This is a genomic window from Amycolatopsis sp. cg9 (assembly GCF_041346945.1).
Taxonomy (GTDB): domain Bacteria; phylum Actinomycetota; class Actinomycetes; order Mycobacteriales; family Pseudonocardiaceae; genus Amycolatopsis.
This window is the reverse complement of the sequence record NZ_CP166850.1, coordinates 6,955,061-6,974,728: the sequence shown is the minus strand read 5'-3', so window position 1 is coordinate 6,974,728 and position 19,668 is coordinate 6,955,061. Positions and strand designations below refer to the sequence as shown.

The following is a 19,668-nucleotide window of genomic DNA, read 5'->3' as shown; positions in this document are numbered from 1 at the left end:
AGGAGGCCGAAAGGGCCGCGGTCACGCGCCGAGCACGAGGTCCAGTTCGGCGCGCAGGCCGTCGGCGAGGGTGGTGAGGTCCCCGGCCCCGTCCCGGTCGGCGACCACCGAGATCGTCACCGTTCCCGCGTAGGACAGCACCTCGAAGAACACGCCCAGGTTCCCGGCGTCACCGACGGCGACCGGGATCGCCGAGCCGACCGGCAGCCCGCCGAACGTGACCGGCTCGGCCGGGCCGCGCACGTGGCTGACGAGCGTGTGCATCCGGTGCTGGTGGTTCAGGTACCACCGGTAGCCGCCGGCCGCGGCCAGCAGCCGGAAGAGGCCGCCCAGCACGGCGATCGGCGGCGGTCCGGTCGCGGCGGCCTTGCCCGCCCGCACCTCGGCCGCGACGCGTTCGAGCCGCCCGGCGACGTCACCGGTCCCGGGGACCCGGACGAGCATCGGGCTGACCGCGTTGCCGAGCGCGCCCCCGCGGCCCGGCCGCCGGCCGGACACCGGCACGGCGACCGCGAAGGTGCCGACGGACTCGCCCCGGGTCACCAGCAGCCGGTGCAGCGCCCCGGCAACGGCGACCAGGACGGCATCGTTGACCGACGCACCGTGGCGGTGCGCGGCCGCGGCCAGCGCCGGCCGCCCGGTGCTGACGGCCACCAGCCGGTGGCGCGCCCCGGTGGGCCGGAGCGGCGCACACGCCGCCGCCCGCGGCGCACGCAGACCCCCAGCCGCACGCACGCAAACGCGCAACACCCACCGCCCGATACCCACGACCACCACCCGACGGCGCACCCCAGTGCGCCGCAACAACGAACACGCCGCCGCCCGCGGCGCACGCAGACCCCCAGCCGCACGCACGCAAACGCGCAACACCCACCGCCCGATACCCACGACCACCACCCGACGGCGCACCCCAGTGCGCCGCAACAACGAACACGCCGCCGCCCGCGGCGGACGCAGCCCCCCAGCCGCGCGCATGGAGGTACGCAGCGCCCGCACGGCCTGCCCGCACCGGCGTAGCGCCCGCAGCCGGCGGAGGACGTTGTCGCGGGCCAGGGCACCCGCGGTGGGCGGTGGCCGCGGGAAGGGCTTCGCGGGCGCCCCCGCGCCCTGGTCGACGAGATCGGCCAGCACCGCGAGACCGCCGACGCCGTCCGCCAGGACGTGGTGCAGCACGACCACCAGCGCGACCCGGTCGTCGGCGAGGCCGGTCACGAACGCCATCGACCACAGCGCCGCGTCCCGGGGCAGCGGCGTCTCGGCCAGGGACACGGCGGTGTCCAGCAAGGCCTGCCGGTCGCCCGGCGGCGCGCACACCACGGCCCGCACGTGGCGGCGGACGTCGAAGCCCGCGTCGTCCGACCAGAACGGCCCGCCCCCGCCGAACGGCGCCCGGACGAGCCGTTGCCGCAGCCGCGGGACGGCCGGGACGCGGTCGGCGACCAGCTGTCGGGCCCGCGCCAGGTCGAACGCCGTGGCCGGGCCGAGGTCCAGGACCACGCCGAACTGCTCGGGTACGTCGCCGGTGTCCATGGCCAGGAACGCGCGGTCCGCGGGGCTCGCGCGGTCGATGACCGGCGGCGGCGACGGTCTGGTCGGCGGCATGGACCCAGCCGACCGGGCCCGGCCACCGCCCGGCCAGAGTCCGAAGTCCCCGGTCCGGCGGCGGAAAGTCCACAGTGCACACCGGGCCGGTGCCCCGGCCGGTGACCTTCGGCCCTTTCCGCCTGGCCACCGGGCCGGGGACGGTGGTGCCGTGAACCTCCGACACCGCACTCCCGCCCGCCGCCGGCTCGTCGCGGCCGGGGTGGTCGTCGGCCTGGGCGCGCTCCTGGCCGGCTGTGCGCCGGCCGCCAACAGCGCCGCCGGCACCGCCCTGCTGCCCGGCTTCTGGCTGGGGCTGTGGCACGGCTTCAGCTGCCCGGTCACGTTCCTCGTCTCGCTGTTCGACGAGCACGTCGGCGTCTACGAGGTGCACAACAACGGGCATTGGTACGACTTCGGCTTCGTGTCCGGCATCCTGCTGGCGGCCAGTGTCTTCCACGGCCCGCAGTACACCCGCCGACGCTCCCCGCGGCGCGCGAAGCAGGCTCCGCCCCCGGAGTGATTCCGCGCGGGCGGCGGATCAGGTGATCGCCTTCGCGCGCTCCGCCGCGACCGGGGCCAGCAGCGCCCGCAGTTCGGCCGCGGACAGGGCGCCGTGCGGACGCCGCGCCGGTGGGCTCGGCACCTGATCCAGTCCGAGCATCGCCATGAGCTCGGCTTCGTCACGGCAGTCGCGGGCGTGGTGCCGCACCACCCGGATCGCGCGGGAACGCTCCTCGGACATCGGGGCATCGGCAACCGGGGTCTCGACCATGTCAGGTCCTCTGTGCGCGGGGAAGCAGCGGCGGTCACACCGACGATGCCCTACGCGGCCGGCTGAAGATCAGGGCCCTTGGTCCTCCGTCCGCGGTCGGAAGGTCCTCCGGGACGGGTGCCCGCGGTCACGGCCGGTCGTCCGCCAGCTCGGTCACGTCGAGGCGGTACCCGGGTACGAGCCGCGGCGGCTCACCGGTGAACTCGACCCACACCGAACCGGGCCGCAGGTCGGGGGCCCGGTCCACGACCACGCCGCGGCGGCCGTCGAACCGGCCGCCGCGGACGCCCACCCGCAGCCCTTCGGGGAACCCGCCCGCCCGGGCCGGCCCCGGGTCCCGGCGGTGCTGGAGAGAAGTCATGGCAGGCCTCCTGCCCGAAGAACGTCGTGCGGCCGTCGCCGACGCTTCGATGCTGGCCGCCCGGCCGGTGCCGCACCCAGAGGCGAAGGCCCGCGCCGGGTGGCCGATCATCCCCACCGGCCAGGGCAGTTGTGCCCCACGGCCGGTCGTGCGCCTCGCTGCCGGCCCGGCGCCCTCAGGCGGACTTGCCGCTGCCCGCGGCCGCGCGCTGCCGCCGGTGCGCGGCCATCCGGACCGGGGAGTTCGCCGCGCCGTCCCCGGCGTAGCCGCCGATCCGTTGCACCACCTCGAAGAAGACCCGGCCGCCGAGGACCACCGTGAAGAAGTGCAGCAGTTCGCCGTGCTCGTCCCGGTCGTAGAGCACCGACTGCCGGCGCAGGGCGGCGAGCAGCTCGGCGTCCGGGGCCAGCCGGGCGTCGAGGTCGTCGTAGTAGTTGCCGGGGATCTCGAGCAGCGGCGCCCCGAGCGCACGCATGCGGCGCGCGGACGCGAGCGCGTCGCCGGTGGTCAGCGCGACGCGCTGTGGTTCGCGCACGCCCGGTGCCCAGTCGCCCCGCCGCAGCAGGGCCGATTCGAGCGCGATGCGGACCCGCCCGGCCGGGTCGGCCACCGTCCGGCTGCGCACCAGGCCGAACGGCGCGGCGAACTCCGTCACGGGTTCCGGCTCCAGGCCGAGGACCGCGCGGTAGAACAACGCCGCTTCGTCGAAGTGGTCGAACGGCTGGGTCAGCGCCAGGTGGTCGATCCCGGTGACGCCGGCGTCCGGGCCGGCCGGCTCGGTCAGCGTGAAGTCGCCGAGCCAGCTGTCGCCGGTGTCGGCGCCGGTGCGGCAGAAGAAGACCGAGGTCCCGTCCGGCGCGGCGATCGCCGAGAGGTCCGCCTCGTCCGCGCGGTGGCTGCGCGGCAGGATCGGTGCGAGCAGCCGCTGGGCGCGGCGGGCCGAGCCGACCGGGTCCGCGCTCTCCACCGCGACCGCACCGACCGACGCGCCCGCCGAAGCCCCGGAACTGTTGAGCAGGATCCGCGCGTTTCCCTGCTGCCACAACCGGACCGGCTTGGACCGGTGGTGCCCGGTCTCGGTGAACCCGAGCCCGCCCAGCGCCGCCGCCAGCCGGGGCTCCGCCTCGTCGTCGACCGCCAGCTCGACGAACGCGTGCCCGGCCAGCGCCGGCGCGGGCGGCAGCTCCGCGGCCCCCAGGGTTTCCTGCAGGCCGAGCAGGGACCGCATCGCGTCGACGGCGGCCGGCACCGGGTCGGCCTGGCGGAAGACGTCGTTGAACACCTCCAGCGACAGCGGCCCGCGGTAGCCGGCCGCCAGCACGTGACCGGTGAACGTCGTCAGGTCGAACGCGCCCTGGCCGGGGAAGAGCCGGTGGTGCCGGCTCCACTGCAGGACGTCCATCTGCAGCCGCGGCGCGTCGGCCAGCTGCAGGAAGAACAGCTTCTCCCCCGGGATCGTGCGGATCGCCGCCGGGTCGCTGCCCCGCGACAGGATGTGGAAGCTGTCCAGGCACAGGCCGAGCGCGGGGTGGGCGGCGCGGCGCACGATGCGCCACGAATGCTCGTAGGTGTCGACGAACCGGCCCCACGCCAAGGCTTCGTAGGCGATCCGGATCCCCCGCGCGGCGGCGCGCTCGGCGAGCAGGTGCAGCTGTTCGGCGGCGAGGTCGTCGTCGTCGACCGCGTCCGGCGACACCGACGAGCACACCAGCATCGTGTCGGCGCCGAGCTGCTCCATGACGTCGAACTTCAGCTCCGCGCGCCGGAGGTTGCGGGCGAGCACGTCCGGTGGCACCGCTTCGAAGTCCCGGAACGGCTGGTACAGGTCGATCGACAACCCCAGTTCCGCGCAGTGCTCGCCGATCTCCTTGGCCGACCACGCCGAGGCGACGAGGTCGTTCTCGAAGATCTCCACCCCGTCGAACCCGGCGCGGGCGGCCGCGGTCAGCTTGTCTTCCAGTGTCCCGGACAGGCAGACGGTGGCGATCGAACGGCGGGACTCAGTCGAGGACATCGGCGGGCTGCCTTTCCAGGGGTGGGGTACCGGTGAGGTCGGCGAAGTGGCGCAGCATCCGGCCGGCGTCGGGCCGGGTACCGGTGAAGAGCGCGAACGCCTCGGCGGCCTGGAACACGGCCATGCGGCCGCCGTCGAGCACCCGGGCGCCCGCGGCGCGGGCGGTCCGGACCAGCTCGGTTTCGAGCGGGCGGTAGACGACTTCGGCGACCCAGAGGTCCGGGCGCAGCAAGCCGGCGGGCAGGGGCAGCCCGGGGTGGGCGGCCATCCCGGTCGGGGTGGCGTGCACGAGCCCCGCCGCGGCGCCGACCGCCGTCGCGAGGTCCGTCCCGGCTGCCGCGCGCTCGGCACCGAACCGGCCGGCGAGGGCCGCGGCGAGCGCGGCGGCCCGCCCGGTGTCGAGGTCGAAGACCTGGACGCGGCCCGCTCCGGCGGTGAGCAGGCCGTGGGCCACCGCCGCGCCCGCACCGCCCGCACCGAGCAGGACGACGGCGCCGAGATCGGCGCCGGGCAGCCCCGTCCGCAGGCCGCGGGCGAAGCCGGACCAGTCGGTGTTGTGCCCGATCGCCCGGCCGTCGCGGAACACGACCGTGTTGACCGCGGTCAGCGCGGCCGCGTCGGGGGACAGCTCGTCGAGGTGGTCGAGCACCACCTGCTTGCAGGGGTGGGTGATGTTCAGCCCGCGGTAGCCGGCGTCCCTGGCCGCGGCCAGCAGGGCCCCGACGGCGGTGGCCGGCACGCCCTCGTCCTCGAGGTCGAACCGCGGATAGACCAGCTCCAGGCCGAGCCGGCGCGCCTCGGCTTCGTGCAGCGGCGGGCTCAGCGAGGGCCCGATACCCGCGCCGATCAGCCCGGTGAGCACCGCGCCCGGCGTCGCGCGCGCCGCGTGGGCGCGAATCGCCTCGACGGTCGATGACAAGGACACCAGCACTCCCTTAATGTACGAACCAGTACGTTATTTGTACCTCACGGCACCGGCCCCGTGAAGGGTCCCGGATCCACCGTCACGTCCTAGAGTGGGTCAGACCAGCCGGAGCGAGGAAGGAAACCCGTGGCAGCAGCACCATCGTCGGGCGAGGTGTCGAGCGCGCCCGCGAAAGCCGGGCCCGAGCGCATCCGCGACGCGGACCGGACGCGGGCCGAGATCCTCGACACGGCCGCCCGCGAGTTCGCCGAAAAGGGGTTCGACGGCGCCCGGGTGGACGAGATCGCCGCGAAGACCCGCACCACCAAGCGGATGATCTACTACTACTTCACCAACAAGGACCAGCTGTTCGTCGAGGTGCTCGAACGGGCCTACACGGTCATCCGCTCCCTCGAGCAGAACCTCGACGTCGACCACCTCGACCCCGCCGAGGCGATCCGGCAGCTCGCCGGGCTCACGTTCGACCACCACGAGTCCCACCCGGACTTCGTGCGGCTGGTCAGCATCGAGAACATCCACCGCGCCGAGCACATCGCCCGGTCGACCGCGCTGTCCAACCTGGCCAACCCGGCCCTCGACGTGCTCACCCGCATCCTCGCCCGCGGCCGCGAGGCCGGGCAGTTCCGCGACGACGTCGACGCGCTCGACGTGCACATGGCCATCAGCGCGTTCTGCGTGTTCCGGACCGCGAACCGCTACACGTTCAACGCGATCTTCGGCCGCGACATGCTCGACCCGGCGCTGCGCGAGCACCACCGGCGCATGGTCGCCGACCTGCTGGTCAGCTACCTGACGACGCGCTGAGCCGCACGACCCGGTCGGCGACGGGCGGGTAGCGGGCCGACACCGCCGGATCGTGGCCGGGGACGACCAGGCCGGCGCCGGCCAGCTCCTTGACCCGGTCGAAGGCGCCGTACACCCCGGTCATCGAGTGCAGCAGCGGCGCCGGGCGGTCGTGCTCGATGTTCTCGTCGAAGTGCGTGGCGTCCGAGGCCAGCACGATCGGACCGGCGGCGGTTTCGACCCGCACGACCTGCATGCCCGCGGTGTGCCCGCCGACGAGGTGGACGCTGAGCCCCGGCACCACCTCGGCGTCGCCGTCGACCAGGTCGACCGGGCCCGCCCGCACGTGGCCGAGGGCCACTTCGTCGAGCAGCCACCGCTCCCGCTCGATCCGCTTGGCCCACGGGCCGGTCCAATAGTCCATTTCGGACCGCTGGACCACGAACCGCGCGCCGGGGAAGTCCGCCACCGTGCCGCAGTGGTCGTAGTGCAGGTGCGTGAGGACGACGTGGCCGACCGCCCCCGGATCGACACCGAGCGCGGCGAGCAGCCGGACGGGCTCGACGTACTCGAGCCCGTCCACCTCCCTCGCCCGTGCCGCCCGGATGCCCGCGTCGACGAGCACCGTGTGCTCCGGCGACACCGCCAGCCAGACGTAGTAGGCGGTCGGGTGGGGTGCCGCGGATTCCCCGTCGTAGCCGAGGAAATGCTCGCCGCGGAACCCCGTGCGCCGGCCGTAGCAGAGCGCGTAGACCTCGAACACGCTCATTGCGGGACGCTGACCTCGCCACGCGCCGGTTCCTTGCGGCCCAGCCGGGCGGTCGGCACCCGGTAGGTCTCCTTCCCGGTGGCCACGGCGATCACGTTCACCAGGCACAGGGCGGCGGTGAAGACGGCGACGCCCAGCCACGCGCCCCGGCCCGTGCCCGTGACGCCGACCGCGATGGTGGGCAGGAACCCGCTGATCGCGAACCCGATCTGGGTCCCGATCGCGGTGCCCGACAACCGCACCCTGGCGGGGAACATCTCGCCGTAGAACGACGGCCAGACCGCGCTCGTGGCGGTGTAGACGATGCCGAACATCCCGATGCCGACGACGAAGATCCAGAGGTAGCTGCCCGCCGCGATCGCGCCGAGGTACGGGAAGATCAGGATCGCGCAGCCCAGCGAACCGGCCACGAAGATCCGCTTGCGCCCGATCCGGTCGGAAAACCTGGCCCACAACGGGATCGTGACCACCGCGGCGACGTTGGCCAGCACGCCGACCCACAACATCGGCGTCTTGCTCAGGCCCACCGTGTTCACGGCGTAGCTGAGCGCGTAGACGGTGAAGATCGTGCTGACCGAAGCGATCAACGCCGCCACGACCACGCGCAGGACGTCGGCCCAGTGGTCCCGCAGCAGCACGGCCAGCGGCAGCTTCACCACTTCGCCGCTGGCGACCTCCTCCCGGAAGACCGGCGTCTCTTCCAGCGAACGGCGGATGTAGTACCCGACGAGCACCACGACGGCGCTGAGCCAGAACGGGACCCGCCAGCCCCAGGACAGCAGTTCCTCCTGCGGCAGCGCGGCCACCGGCAGGAACACCGCGGTGGCCAGGATCTGCCCCGCCTGGGTGCCGCTGAGGGTGAAGCTCGTGTAGTACGCGCGGCGGTGCTCGGGCGCGTGTTCGAGGCTCATGGAGTTCGCGCTCGCCTGCTCACCACCGGCGGACAGGCCCTGCAGCAACCGCAGCGCGACCAGCAGGATCGGCGCGGCCACGCCCAGCGTCCCGTAGCCCGGCAGGCAGCCGACGAGCACAGTGGACAGACCCATCAGCAGGAGGGTGATCAGCAGGACGCGCTTGCGGCCGAACTTGTCCCCGAGGTGCCCCAGCAGCAGCGCCCCGAGCGGCCGCGACACGTAACCGACCCCGAAGGTCGACAGCGCGAGCAGCGTGCCGGTCGCCGGGGACGAGGCCGGGAAGAAGATCTTGTTGAAGACCAGCGCGGCCGCCGTGCCGTAGATGAAGAAGTCGTAGTACTCGAGCGCACTTCCGATCCAGGCGGCCAAGGCCGCCTTGGCGGGCCGGCCCGCGGGCGGGGCGCCGACAGCGCCCTCCGGACGATCGGTCACGTCAATCTCCTCCACGGGTGCGCCAGTGCAGTCCAGGCAAGTAACCGCTCAGGTATGTACCGTACGGTTAATTAGAGAGACTGAAGGGCACCCGCGGGCTTGTCAAGTACCAATTTTCCCCGCCACGGCGGGAAGATCGTCGTCACCCGAGCCCGGCGCCCGTCACCGCCCCGGGGCGGTCTCCTCCTCGTCGGGCGGAGCGAGCCCGCGGTCGAGGGGGTGGGTCGAGGTGATCACGGGGACCTCCGACGGCGGGGCGAGCCCCCGGTCCACGGCTTCGGAACCGTGGTCGGCGGGCACGGCTTCTTCGGGTTCTTCGGTGGGACGAGGGCGTTCTCCGGCATCGGTCATGCCCGGGGGGTACCCGAATCCCCGGCCGCCACCCGGTGCGCCGAGCCCCGCCTAGCCCGGCGGGTGCCCGTCGGACCCGCGCACCGGCAGTTCGACGATCACCTCACGGCTTCGGGCTTCACCGGTCTCGGCGGGGCGGCCGGGTGCCGGTTCGCCGGGCGGGCGGGCGTCGAGGACGTCCTGCGACCGCACCAGCGTCGGTGGTACGTCGGGGGCCGCACCCCTGGGGCGCACCGGCACCCAGGTGGTGCTGGTGTGCTCGTCGCGCAGGCTGGGACCCGCGATCGTGCCGATCAGGTCGTGCGCGGCCACGCCGGCGTGGCCGCGACTGCGGTAACGCACCTGCCAGCCCAGGTGGTAGCCGCCGTGTCCTGCCGGGCGGCGCGGGTCCGCGTCGGTGCCGTCGACCGTGGCCACGCTCTCACCTGCTCGCTCGAAGATCGTCTGGGGGCGCCGGCTTCCGGGGGCGGCCCGGCATCAGGTGTCCACTCAGGACGGAGGAAGCCGGCGTGGCTCGATCCCGATGACTTCCCGGTCGGGGACCCAGACCGTGCGGCCGCCGTCGAGCGGTGAGAGCGGGATCTTTTCGAGGCCGGTGCGCGGATCCCGGGCCGGCGGTCCGACGACCACGCCCGCCTCGCAGCCGCCGGTCGGTGAACCGGGTGCCCGGCCGCGCCGGTAGGTGAGGACCCAGCCCACCGGGTAGTCGTCGTACAGGTCGTCCACGCCTGAATCCACGGTAAATCCCCGCTTCGGTCGACGGATCGTCCGCCGGGGTCCGGGGCGGTCCTCCAGCATAGCCGGGACCGCGGCCGATCGACAGCGCCGACCGGGTGGGCCAGGGTCGCCGGGCGCCGGATCAGTCCTTTGTGGACGAGATGGACGCCACGGCCGGGCGCGGCTTTTTCTCCGGCAGCGCGAGCCGGAAGATCTTGCGCGCGACCGAACCGAGCTGGCGGGACAGCGACCCCGTGTTGTAGGGCAGGCCGTGGCGCTCGCAGATCTCCCGCACCTCCACGGCCATCCGGGGGTAGCGGTGGCTCGGCAGGTCCGGGAAGAGGTGGTGCTCGATCTGGTGGCTCAAATTGCCCGAAAGCACGTGGAACAGCGGGCTCCCGGTGATGTTCGCCGAGCCGAGCATCTGGCGCAGGTACCACTGCCCCCGGCTTTCGTCTTCGCTCTCTTCCTCGGTGAACACCTCGGCCCCGTCGGGGAAGTGGCCGCAGAAGATGATCGAGAACGCCCAGAGGTTGCGCACCACGTTGGCGGTGATGTTCGCGGTCAGCGTCAGCGGCGCCAGCGGCCCGGTGAGCAGCGGGTGGACCACGTAGTCCCGACCGGCCTGCCGGGCGACCTTGCGCAGCATCGGCTTCAGCAGCGGCCGGACGTCCGCCCAGTGCCGCCGGCCCTGCACGATCCGGTCCGCCTCCAGGTCGTGCAGCATGATGCCGTATTCGAAGAACAGCGCCTGCGCGGCGGCGTACACCGGGTTGCCCAGGTAGTACGGGTGCCAGGGCTGGTCGTCGGTGATCCGCAGGATGCCGTAGCCCACGTCGCGGTCCTGGCCGAGGATGTTGGTGTAGGTGTGGTGCATGAAGTTGTGCGAGCGGCGCCACTGCTCGCCCGGGCAGACCATGTCCCACTCGAAGGTCCGCGAGTTCAGCGCGGGGTCCTTCATCCAGTCGTACTGGCCGTGCATGACGTTGTGCCCGATCTCCATGTTGTCGAGGACCTTCGACACCGCCAGCGCCGCCACGCCGCCCACCCAGGCCGGCGGGAACCACCCGGCGAACAGCAGGAGCCGGCCGGAGACTTCGCAAAACCGCTGCACCGCGACGACGTTGTGGATGTAGTCGGCGTCCGCCGCGCCGAGATCGGCGGTGACCCGCACGCGGAGTTCGTCGAGCTCGGTGCCGAGCTGCTCGATCTCGGCGTGGCCGAGTTCCTTGGCACTGGTCGTCATCAGCGGGTTCTCCTCGGGTGGAGCGGTTCTACCGGTCGCCGTGGTCCAGGGCCAGGCCACCACCCTATGCCCTCGCGGCCGCGCCGGACTGGGCCAGGTGGGTGGTGCCGGATCGTTTTCCCCGGCGCCACAAACCCGTAACGTGGGCACCGTCACCTTTCGAGTCCATTGTGGACTAGCGGTGCAGCAGGGCGATCGCCTCGGTGTCGGCGACCGCGGGGAACCTCCGGTAGCTGTTCCGGACCTCGTGCAGCCACGGCAGCGGGCGCAGGCAGACGAACTGGTCGGCCTCGCGGGCGAGCACGTCGAGGACGGGCGCCTGGGCGACCGGGACGGCCAGCGCGATCCGGCCGACCTGGCGGGCCCGCAGCACCTGGATCGCCGTGTGCGCGGTCGTGCCCGTGGCCGCGCCGTCGTCGGCCAGGACGACCGTCCGGCCCGCGATCGGCACCGGCGCGGTCGCCCGGCGGTAGACCGCGACCTGCCGGGCCAGTCCGGCCCGCGCCAGCTCGGCCAGCCGGGTGAGCTCGGCCGCCGCGATGTCGTACCGGCGGATCGCGCTGTGGTCCCAGACGAGCAAACCGCCTTCACCGATGGCACCGAACGTGGTGGCCGGCGGCCCGGCCGACTCGATCCGGCAGGTGAGCAGCACGTCCAGCGGCGCACCGAGGACGTCGGCGATCTCGGCACCGACGACCAGCCCGCCCTCGGACAGGCCCAGCACGACCGCCCGGGCGCCGAGCAGCGGGCGCAACCGGAGAGCCAGCCGCTCGCCGGCTTCCCGCCGATCGCGGAACCGCATGGGAACTCCCGGGGCCGATGACCGATGGGCCGTCTCCGTTCCCACCCTACGCGCACTCCCGGCACTGAGGATCCACAATGGACCACCGCGGCACCGGGCGAGGCTCGGGATCCCGGCGAAGCCGCGGGTCGCCCGCTCCCACCCCGCGACAGTGCCGCCGGCTGCCGGCGGAACACCAACCCCAGCAGTCACACCGGTCACCCCCGCGGCACCGCCCGGCCCACCACGAGCGCTGCCCGCTCCCGCCCACCGCCCCGGTCCGGATCCGCCGTCCGACCGGCCGGCGCGGCCAGGCGCCGCCGCAACGTGGTCAGGGCTCGGTGCTGGCACACGCGCACCACCCCCGGGCCCGCGACGCCGAGCACCCCCGCCGTTTCCCGGGCGGACAGGCCGAACATGACCCGCAGGACCACGATCTCGTGCTGGCGGGGCACCAGCAGGGTGAGCAGGTGGGCGATCTGCCGCCGGAGCTCGAGTTCTTCGAGCCGGCGCAGGGGGCCGGGGAGGCCGGACGGCACCGGGGCGAACTCCGCGACCGGGATGCTGCCGTCGCTCCCCCGGCGGCGGCGCGCGTCGGCCACCTTGTGCGCGGCGACCCCGTAGACGAAGCTCGGGAACCGGGTGGCGTCGTGGCGGTAGCCCGGCAGCGCCTTCAGCACGCCGAGCAGGACCTCCTGGGCGCAGTCGTCCGCGTCGCAGTCGCGGTACGGCCGGTCGCCCAGCCGGGCGCGGCAGTACCGCAGCACGCCGGGGTGCAGCAGGCCCAGCAGCGCGTCGGTCGCGGCGCGCTCCCCCGCCACCGCGGCCGCGAGAAGCGCGCCGTCGACCTGCGTCATGGTCGCCCTCTCCCCTCAGTCGGCCCCGGTCGTCAGGTAGGGGGCGGGATCGCTCCCCGCCTTCGCGTCGCTGGCGAGCCAGCGGAGGAACCCGCGGCGGTCCCGCCGTTCGATCTCGTCGAGGTAGTCCTGCCGGCGCTGGACGACGCGGCGGCGGGCCGGGTCGTCGGTCGCGAGGATCAAGAGGAAGTAGCTGCGCCGCCACGCCACGCACAGGTCCTCGGTGGCCATGTCGGCCACCGGCGGGGGCGCCACCGGCGGCGGCACCTCGAGGGCGGACGGCTCGGCGGCGGGGCTGGCCCGGTGGCGGTGGAGGGCGCCCACACCGGTGGCGACGAGCAGCACCAGGGCGACCGCCGTGAGGCCGCCGCCCAGCGCGCTCCGCAAGCCGGCCACGACCAGGCAGGCCAGGACGAACACCGCGGCGGTGACCGCGCCCGCGAGCAGGTCGGGCCCGCCCGAGGCGGACCGCCCGCGCGGCAGCCGGGGAGCGCCGAACGCCACGAGCAGCCCGGCACCGGCGCCGAACGCCAGCCAGCCGATCAGGACGTCCCGCGGCAGGGTCAGTGCCCCGAGCACCGCGAGGACGCAGCCGGGGCCGATCAGCCCGGCCGCCACCACCACGCGTCCCGTCATCACGCGCGCCTCGCCGTCCGGTACGGGTGCCGGCCGGACGGCCGGGCACCGGGGAAATGCGGATCGCCGAGGTCTGGGGCGGTACGAGCAGTCTAGCCCCTCTCGAGGCGGTCGCCGTCCGGAGGAAGGCCGTCACCGCGCGTGCCCGTCCCGCGCACCGCCCGGCACACCGCCCGAAAGCCCTCTAGCGTCATGGGCATGGAGCACCTCGAACCCGACACCCGAACCCTCGAGCGCAGCCTGCGCGGATACGTGCGGGCGGTCGCCGCCGCCACGGGCGTCCCGGACGAGAGCACCACGGTGGAGATCAGCGACACGGCCACCGCCTACCTCGGGCTGCCCCGGCGCTGGCCCGACCGGCCCGACCACGACGTCATGCTGCTGTGGAGCGAACGGCGCGGCTGGTCGCTCGCGGTCGAGACCGATCCCGCCGACGAGCCGGTCCTCATCGCACGCCAGGGTGGCGACGACCTCGTCCCGGAGCCGGGCCTGGTCGCGCGGTTCGTCGCCGACGCCGCGGCCGGGCGGTACGGCGGCCCGGAGCGGTCCGGGCCGGCGCACGCCACGACCCGCGGCTCCCTGGCCGAGCAGCTGAGCCCCTACCTCGGCCACACCCGCGAACCGGGCTCGCCACCGCACGCCGGCTGATCGCCGGTCAGGGGCGCCGCGGGTGCGGGTAGTCCGCGGCGCGGCGCTGGAAGGCCAGGATCGCCGGGTTCCGGATCGTGCCGTCGCGGATCTCGATCGCCCGCCGCACGGTTTCGTCACCGTCCCACGCGGACTGTCCGGAAAGGACCGGACGCAGGTGCGGCAGCAGGGCTTCGCTGATCTCCCACGTCGCCGAGTTCCACAGGTACGACGGGCTGTGGTCGACGGCGTAGTAGGTGACGCCGTCGCCGACCGGGAACGTCGGCCGCGCGAACGTCGTGGGCCGCGCCCAGCTGAACCCCATGCCCTCGTCGCAGGAGACGTCGACGACGAGGCTGCCGGGGGCGAACGCCTTCAGGTCGGTTTCGAGGAGGAAGGTCAGCGGCGCCGCGGTGTCCTGCAGCACGCAGTTCACGACGACGTCGTGCTCGGCGAGGAACCCGGCCAGCGGGACCCGCCCGCCGGGGGTGTGCGCGTGGCTGCGCCGCGGGTCGCCCGGGTGGTTCACGTCGTGGTCGAAGTGCACCATCGTCGCCGAGTGGATGGGGGCGCCGACCGCGCTGAGACCGCGGGCGGTGAGCACGTCGACGTCGTGGATCCCGAGGGCGTTCAGCGCCGTCACCGAACCGCGGGCGGTGGCGCCGAACCCGATCACCACCGCCCGCAGCCGGCGGCCGTAGTCGCCGGTCGAGCCGATCAGCTGCAGGGCGTGCAGCACCGAGCAGTACCCGGCCAGCTCGTTGTTCTTGTGGAAGACGTGCAGCCCGAATGAACCGTCGGCGCGCCAGTGGTTCATGGCCTCGAAGGCGATCAGGGTCAGCCGCCGGTCGATGGCCAGCTGCGTCAGCTCGGCGTCCTGCACGCAGTGCGGCCAGCCCCACAGCACCTGGCCCGGCCGGAGTTCCGCGACGTCCTCCCGCAGGGGCTTGGCCAGCAGGATGACGTCGCAGCCGGCGATGAGCTCTTCGCGCGAGCGCAGCCCGCCGACGCGGCCGGCGAGCTGTTCGTCGGGTACGCCGAAGGGTTCGCCGTAGCCGTGTTCGAGGAAGATGGATTTCCTGGTGCCGGCGTCGATCCGGGTGAGGTGGTCCGGGTGGATCGGCAACCGCCGTTCGTTCTCTTTGCGTGAACGGGCGATGACGCCGAGGGTGAGCTGGTGCACAGTGGCCCCTTTGCTAGAAGCCAGTCATAACACACCGGCCGGCGCCGTCGGCTACACTGGGAGACGACCGGGAGCATTTCGCGCGCAAGAACTCGAACCTGCGCCGTCCCCGATCCTGGTCCGGCCGCCACCCGCGGCCGGAGACGGGAGCACCGACATGCCGTCGGGCCCGAACACCTCTTCACCGAAATCCGAACCACGGCTGGGGATCAACTCGGCGAAGCCCGCCACCGGTCCGTTCGACGGCGCCTGGTGGCCCGCGAGCCGTGACCTGGCCACCGAACTACCCGCGCTGCTCGACGCGATGACCGCCCGGGTCGGGCAGATCGACCGGGTCACCTACCACCTCGCGGACTGGCCGGTCCCCGACCGCCGCCTCCCCTTCGGCGACGGCGTCGTCCGCCTCGAAGGGTTCCGGTCCCAAGCGGCCGGCAGCCTGACGGTGATCGGCTGGAACCGGAACCGCATGACCCTGCGGGTCGTGCCACCCGAGACCGAGCCCGGCACCGCGAAGCGCACCCTCGCGGAGGCCGCGGCCGAAGGCACGCCGGCACCCGCACCCACCACGCCGCCGACCGGCGGCGTGCGCGAAAGGAGCACTCCATCAGCACTTCCCCACTAGACAGCCCGTTGTTCAGCCACCCCGTGGCCGAGGAGACCCGGCCCGGGGCGCTCACGGCACCCCAGGACGAGCGGTACGGGAGCTTGTTCCTGCAGCCGACGTACTCGCCGCCGGCCCGGTCCGACGCCGGCCACGCGCCGCGGCGCGACCACCGCGCGACGAACACCCGCGCCCACGACCCCTCGGGCCGCCGCGCCCACCGGTGACCACGGCGGTCCCTTCGCGACCGCAGGCCGGCTCCTGCCTGATCCTTTTCGCACTGTCCCCACGAGACGCCGCACCCGGCCGGGTCGTGACCCCCGGCGAGTGCGGCACGTCACTTCGCGGTTCTGTCACGGAGACGGCGCCGGCGGCATCTCGTGGTCATCCCAGCGATCAGGCAGAAGGGCATCGAGGTGGGAAAGACGACCGCCATCCGCATCGCGATCTTCGGCGCAAGCGGGCCGACCGGCCGCCTGCTCACCCGGCAGGCACTCGCCGCCGGGTGCTCGGCGCCGACGTGCTCGACCCGGCGGCCGTCGACGCCGCCGTGGCCCACCAGGACGCCGTGCTGTCGGCGCTGGGGGTCCCCGCCGCGAAGACACCGATCACCACCTGTTCGCGCGGCACCGGCGCCATCGTCGCGGCGATGCGGCGCCACGACGTGCGCCGGCTCGTCGTGGTCAGCTCGAGCGGAGTCGCTCCGCGGCCGTACTCCGACGGCGGGTTCCTGTTCAACCGGGTGCTCCTCCCCTACGTGACGCGGGTGCTGGGCAAGACCCTCTACGACGACATGCGGCGCATGGAAGCGCTCGTCCGCGCCGGCGACCTGGACTGGACGATCGTGCGCCCGGGCGGGCTGTACCACCTCCCGGCCGCCACCGGCTACACGCTCGCCGAAAGCGACGCCGACGGCAGGTTCACCGCCCGCGCGGACCTCGCGGCGAGCATGCTGGACCTGGTGGCGGGCAACCGTTACCTCGGTGCCACCGTCGGCGTCATCACGACGACGGACAACCCCACGTTGCTCCAGTGGTTCCGGCAGAACGCGCGCGCGAAGGGCTGAGCCGGGGACGGCCGGCCTTCGACGCCCGGTTCACCACGGCCGGTCGACCGCCCCGCCCGCGAGCGTGAACGTGATGTAGCCGCCCTGGAAGTCGCTGCGGTACACCCCGTTCACCACGTACTCGTCCGACGTCGGGTAGCGCAGGTAGGACCGCTCCCACCCGAGCGCCGCCCAGCGCTTGCGGATCTCGCCCTTCACCGCGTGCGCGCCGGTCGCCACCGTGTAGTAGATCGAATGGCCGAGGCTGAAGTGGTTGTAGCGGCCGATTCCGTCCGGCGTAACACCTTCGTCGGTCGTCGGGTAGCCGAGGCCGCGCTCGTAGCCCAGTGCGGCCCACTTCTTCCGGATCTCGCCGAAGATCGCGTGCGCGCCGGTGGCGTTCGTGTAGTAGATCGAGCCCACGTTGCCGCCCTTGACGAAGTGGTTGTAGCGCCCGGCGCCGTCCGGGGTACCGGCCTCGTCGGTCGTCGGGTAGCCGAGCCCGCGCTCGTAGTCCAGCGCCGCCCACTTCTTCCGGATCTCACCGTAGAGCGCGTGCGCGCCCGTCGCGGCCGTGTAGTAGATCGACCCGACGTTTCCGTTGTTGACGAAGTGGTTGTACTGCGCCACACCGTCCGGAGTGGACGTCGTGTCGGTCGTCGGCGGCCCGAGCTTGGCGTGCCCGCCGAACGCGAGGTACTTGGCCAGCACCGGACCGGTGAGGAACCTGGTTCCGCCCACCGCGCTCCAGTACAGCCGCCCGTTGGCGTAGGTCCGGTAGTGGACGCCGCCGTCGGTGACCTCGGTGCCCGTCGGTGCCCCGAGCTTGGTCCGCAGCGCCGCGTCCCCGTCGTAGCGCTGGTCGATCGGCGTGGCGTAGTTCGCCGTCAGCGTCAGGTCGCTCGTGCCGACGGTGACGATCCACGTGGTACCCGCCGGGCCGCCCTGCCAGCCGGTGAACTTCGAAACGCCGTCGATGCCCAGCGGCGCGGCCTCGACGTCGAAGGTGGCGCCCTCGGCGACCATCGCGGTGCTGACCCCGCCCTCGACCGGGATGCTCAGCGCCGCCGGCTGCGTGCCGACCAGGGTGATCCGGTGCTCGCGCGGCCACGCGGTGTACGTCTTGGACGTCGTGACACCCGCGCTGTCGGTCACCGCCGCCGTGAACTCCATCCGCGAGTCCGGGTGCTCGGTGAACGGCAGCCCGAAACCGCTTCCCGCCGCCCCGGTACCCGGGTGCGAGTGGCACGTCGCCTCGCTCGGGCAGTGCCGCACCGCGGACGTCCACGTGATCGGCAAGGCGCCGTCTTCCGCGTCGGACGCGGTGGCGCTCAGCGAAACCTGCTGGCCGACCGCGAACGTCGCGGCGTCACCCGGCGTGGTCAAGGTGAGTTGCGGGGTGTGGTTGCCGGGCGCGACCACGATGGTGGTCGTGCCGCTGGCACCCAGCGGGTCCCGGACCGTCAGCTTCGCGGTGAACGACCCGGTACCCGCCGCGTAGGCGTGCGACACGGTCGGCCCCGCGTCGGCGGCCGTTGTCCCGTCACCGAAGTCCCAATCGTACTTCAGCGGGTCGTTGTCGTAGTCGACCGACGCCGAACCGTCGAAGGAGACCGTCCTCGTGTCCGGGTCGGTCGTCGACGACGCATTCGCCACCGGCGCGGTGTTGCCTGCCGAATAGCTCAGCCGGCGCAGCTTCCCGGACAGGATGTCGGCGTAGACGAGATCGCCGTTGACCGCGGCCGCGAACTTCACCGGCCCGCCGATGTCGGTGAAGACCGGCGGGTTCTGCGGAGCCTGGGTGAGCTTGCCCTGGTCGTCGTACTTCATCGACCAGATCTTGTGCGTCACGTAGTCGCCGAAGAAGTACGAACCGCGGTAGGCCGCCGGGTAGCTGGATCCGTTGTAGACGATCCCGCCGGAGACGCTGTTGCCCTGCATGGCACCGCTGCCGTGCTGGTACTCGAAGACCGGCGGCTGGTTCGCCACGCCGGCGCACTCCGCGAGACCGCTGTAGCCCGGCGTCGGGTGGTTGCCCTCCCAGCACGGCCACCCCTGGTTCGCGCCGCGCTGGACGACGTCGACCTCTTCCCACGTGTTCCAGCCGACGTCCCCGGCGACCGGCAGGCCCAGGTTCGGGTCGATGCTGAACCGGAACGGGTTGCGGAACCCGCGCGCGAACACCTTGCTCGCGGTCGAGCCCGGGTTGGCCGCGTCGTAGTACGGGTTGGCCGGCACCCCGTTGCCGTTGGCGGCGAGGTGGAAGATCTTGCCGTAGGGCTGGTTGACGTCCTGGGCGCGCAACGCACCCGGATCCACCTTCGAGAAGTCGCCGTTGTCGCCGATCGACAGCCACAGAGTGCCGTCCGCGGCGGCGATGACGCCGTTGATGCCGTGGACGTCGAAGATGCCCGGCACCTCGAACAGCACCTGCTCACCGGTCAGCCCGGTCGGCGCGCCCGCTGTGTCCACGGTGACGGTGAACCGCGAAAGGCGCATGACGAAGCCGCTGGCCTGATTGACCGAGCGCGTCAGGTAGATCGTGCGTGACGTCGCGTAGTCGGGCGCCACGGCCACTCCGACCAGCCCGAGGTCGCTGACGGAACGGGTCGGCAGCGTCGCGACGGTCTTGCCCGCCCCGGTGACCGGCAGCCACCGCACCCGCCCGTCTTTGGCGGTGGCGAGAACGGAACCGTCGGGCAGGTACGCGAAGTCGGTCAGCTGGTACTGCCCGAGCCCGGTGTCGGTGTCCCGCAGCACGAAACCCGGCGGCAGCGCTGTCGCGGCCGCCGCCGGGGACAGGGCGGGCAGCAGTGCCCCGGTCAGCACCGAGGCCACGAGGAGGTGGCGGAGTGCGTGAAGCGTTTTCCAGGCCATGTCGGGTCCCCTTCCCAGCGGTCCTGTATCGCCCGGACGGGGACGTCGGTTGCAGCCGGGCCCGTAACTTGACCGTTTCGTGACTAGCCGACCGTGCTCGCGACGGGCTCTCCCGCCGGGATCGCGCGGCGGCGGCGGGAGCATCGACGTCGGGTGGCGGACGCTCCACGCCGCGCTCCGGCAGATCAGCTCC

The 19,668-nt window shown here is 73.2% G+C and carries 22 protein-coding genes; 6 read left to right on the top strand and 16 right to left on the bottom strand.

Annotated features, from left to right (window positions below):
• Positions 1 to 21: 21 nt before the first annotated feature.
• Positions 22 to 1,602: a wax ester/triacylglycerol synthase domain-containing protein gene (locus AB5J73_RS32510; RefSeq protein ID WP_370962533.1), complete on the bottom strand. Its 1,581-nt coding sequence runs from the start codon at positions 1,600 to 1,602 to the stop codon at positions 22 to 24.
• A gap of 151 nt (positions 1,603 to 1,753) precedes the next feature.
• On the opposite strand from AB5J73_RS32510, the gene AB5J73_RS32505 reads away from it, so the two are divergent.
• Positions 1,754 to 2,104: a hypothetical protein gene (locus AB5J73_RS32505; RefSeq protein WP_370962532.1), complete on the top strand. Its 351-nt coding sequence runs from the start codon at positions 1,754 to 1,756 to the stop codon at positions 2,102 to 2,104.
• 18 nt (positions 2,105 to 2,122) lie between these two features.
• Here the strand turns inward: AB5J73_RS32505 and AB5J73_RS32500 are convergent, their stop codons facing one another.
• The 4 genes from AB5J73_RS32500 to AB5J73_RS32485 all read right to left on the bottom strand — a co-directional run bounded on the left by AB5J73_RS32500 (position 2,123) and on the right by AB5J73_RS32485 (position 5,650).
• Positions 2,123 to 2,356, bottom strand: coding sequence for a hypothetical protein (locus AB5J73_RS32500; protein ID WP_370962531.1), 234 nt, complete (start codon positions 2,354 to 2,356; stop codon positions 2,123 to 2,125).
• A 127-nt stretch (positions 2,357 to 2,483) separates the two neighbouring features.
• On the bottom strand, positions 2,484 to 2,717 hold the full coding sequence (locus tag AB5J73_RS32495) for a hypothetical protein (protein ID WP_370962530.1): 234 nt from the start codon (positions 2,715 to 2,717) through the stop codon (positions 2,484 to 2,486).
• 175 nt (positions 2,718 to 2,892) lie between these two features.
• The gene (locus AB5J73_RS32490) at positions 2,893 to 4,731 is read right to left on the bottom strand and encodes a bifunctional sugar phosphate isomerase/epimerase/4-hydroxyphenylpyruvate dioxygenase family protein (RefSeq protein ID WP_370962529.1); all 1,839 of its coding nucleotides are present in this window, start codon (positions 4,729 to 4,731) and stop codon (positions 2,893 to 2,895) included.
• Positions 4,718 to 5,650 (bottom strand): shikimate dehydrogenase, encoded by a 933-nt coding sequence (locus AB5J73_RS32485; protein WP_370973407.1) that lies wholly within the window; start codon positions 5,648 to 5,650, stop codon positions 4,718 to 4,720. The genes AB5J73_RS32490 and AB5J73_RS32485 overlap by 14 nt, the downstream gene beginning before the upstream one ends.
• Positions 5,651 to 5,782: 132 nt before the next feature.
• On the opposite strand from AB5J73_RS32485, the gene AB5J73_RS32480 reads away from it, so the two are divergent.
• A complete protein-coding gene (locus tag AB5J73_RS32480) occupies positions 5,783 to 6,460 on the top strand; it encodes a TetR/AcrR family transcriptional regulator (protein WP_370962528.1) in 678 nt (225 codons plus the stop codon).
• On the opposite strand, the gene AB5J73_RS32475 is transcribed toward AB5J73_RS32480, so the two are convergent.
• The 9 genes from AB5J73_RS32475 to AB5J73_RS32435 all read right to left on the bottom strand — a co-directional run bounded on the left by AB5J73_RS32475 (position 6,438) and on the right by AB5J73_RS32435 (position 13,142).
• Positions 6,438 to 7,208, bottom strand: coding sequence for an N-acyl homoserine lactonase family protein (locus AB5J73_RS32475; protein WP_370962527.1), 771 nt, complete (start codon positions 7,206 to 7,208; stop codon positions 6,438 to 6,440). The two genes, AB5J73_RS32480 and AB5J73_RS32475, sit on opposite strands and share 23 nt — an antisense overlap.
• On the bottom strand, positions 7,205 to 8,554 hold the full coding sequence (locus tag AB5J73_RS32470) for an MFS transporter (RefSeq protein WP_370962525.1): 1,350 nt from the start codon (positions 8,552 to 8,554) through the stop codon (positions 7,205 to 7,207). Before AB5J73_RS32470 ends, AB5J73_RS32475 begins: the two co-directional genes overlap by 4 nt.
• A gap of 162 nt (positions 8,555 to 8,716) precedes the next feature.
• Positions 8,717 to 8,905: a hypothetical protein gene (locus AB5J73_RS32465; RefSeq protein ID WP_370962524.1), complete on the bottom strand. Its 189-nt coding sequence runs from the start codon at positions 8,903 to 8,905 to the stop codon at positions 8,717 to 8,719.
• Positions 8,906 to 8,956: 51 nt separating this feature from the next.
• Positions 8,957 to 9,322 carry a hypothetical protein gene (locus AB5J73_RS32460; RefSeq protein ID WP_370962522.1) on the bottom strand — a complete coding sequence of 122 codons (366 nt, stop codon included), beginning with the start codon at positions 9,320 to 9,322 and terminating at the stop codon, positions 8,957 to 8,959.
• 72 nt (positions 9,323 to 9,394) lie between these two features.
• Entirely contained in the window at positions 9,395 to 9,643 is a 249-nt protein-coding gene (locus AB5J73_RS32455; RefSeq protein WP_370962521.1) for a hypothetical protein, read from the bottom strand.
• Positions 9,644 to 9,764: 121 nt separating this feature from the next.
• The gene (locus AB5J73_RS32450) at positions 9,765 to 10,868 is read right to left on the bottom strand and encodes a fatty acid desaturase (RefSeq protein WP_370962519.1); all 1,104 of its coding nucleotides are present in this window, start codon (positions 10,866 to 10,868) and stop codon (positions 9,765 to 9,767) included.
• 175 nt (positions 10,869 to 11,043) lie between these two features.
• Positions 11,044 to 11,670 (bottom strand): phosphoribosyltransferase, encoded by a 627-nt coding sequence (locus AB5J73_RS32445; RefSeq protein ID WP_370962518.1) that lies wholly within the window; start codon positions 11,668 to 11,670, stop codon positions 11,044 to 11,046.
• A 197-nt stretch (positions 11,671 to 11,867) separates the two neighbouring features.
• Entirely contained in the window at positions 11,868 to 12,506 is a 639-nt protein-coding gene (locus AB5J73_RS32440) for a sigma-70 family RNA polymerase sigma factor (RefSeq protein WP_370962516.1), read from the bottom strand.
• Positions 12,507 to 12,521: 15 nt separating this feature from the next.
• Positions 12,522 to 13,142 (bottom strand): hypothetical protein, encoded by a 621-nt coding sequence (locus AB5J73_RS32435; RefSeq protein ID WP_370962515.1) that lies wholly within the window; start codon positions 13,140 to 13,142, stop codon positions 12,522 to 12,524.
• 198 nt (positions 13,143 to 13,340) lie between these two features.
• Between AB5J73_RS32435 and AB5J73_RS32430 the strand changes: the two genes are divergently transcribed.
• A complete protein-coding gene (locus tag AB5J73_RS32430) occupies positions 13,341 to 13,790 on the top strand; it encodes a DUF6292 family protein (RefSeq protein WP_370962514.1) in 450 nt (149 codons plus the stop codon).
• Positions 13,791 to 13,797: 7 nt separating this feature from the next.
• Here the strand turns inward: AB5J73_RS32430 and AB5J73_RS32425 are convergent, their stop codons facing one another.
• Positions 13,798 to 14,952: a N(5)-(carboxyethyl)ornithine synthase gene (locus tag AB5J73_RS32425; RefSeq protein ID WP_370962513.1), complete on the bottom strand. Its 1,155-nt coding sequence runs from the start codon at positions 14,950 to 14,952 to the stop codon at positions 13,798 to 13,800.
• Between the two features lie 157 nt (positions 14,953 to 15,109).
• Between AB5J73_RS32425 and AB5J73_RS32420 the strand changes: the two genes are divergently transcribed.
• The 3 genes from AB5J73_RS32420 to AB5J73_RS32410 are packed head-to-tail and all read left to right on the top strand — an operon-like array spanning position 15,110 to position 16,619.
• Positions 15,110 to 15,574 carry a DUF5994 family protein gene (locus AB5J73_RS32420; protein WP_370962511.1) on the top strand — a complete coding sequence of 155 codons (465 nt, stop codon included), beginning with the start codon at positions 15,110 to 15,112 and terminating at the stop codon, positions 15,572 to 15,574.
• Between the two features lie 23 nt (positions 15,575 to 15,597).
• Complete coding sequence (locus AB5J73_RS32415) at positions 15,598 to 15,780, top strand: hypothetical protein (RefSeq protein WP_370962510.1); 183 nt, start codon at positions 15,598 to 15,600, stop codon at positions 15,778 to 15,780.
• The gene (locus AB5J73_RS32410) at positions 15,777 to 16,619 is read left to right on the top strand and encodes an NAD(P)H-binding protein (protein WP_370962508.1); all 843 of its coding nucleotides are present in this window, start codon (positions 15,777 to 15,779) and stop codon (positions 16,617 to 16,619) included. The genes AB5J73_RS32415 and AB5J73_RS32410 overlap by 4 nt, the downstream gene beginning before the upstream one ends.
• Before the next feature lie 30 nt (positions 16,620 to 16,649).
• Here AB5J73_RS32410 and AB5J73_RS32405 read toward each other — a convergent pair whose 3' ends face one another.
• On the bottom strand, positions 16,650 to 19,475 hold the full coding sequence (locus tag AB5J73_RS32405; RefSeq protein ID WP_370973406.1) for a PQQ-dependent sugar dehydrogenase: 2,826 nt from the start codon (positions 19,473 to 19,475) through the stop codon (positions 16,650 to 16,652).
• Positions 19,476 to 19,668 lie beyond the last annotated feature (193 nt).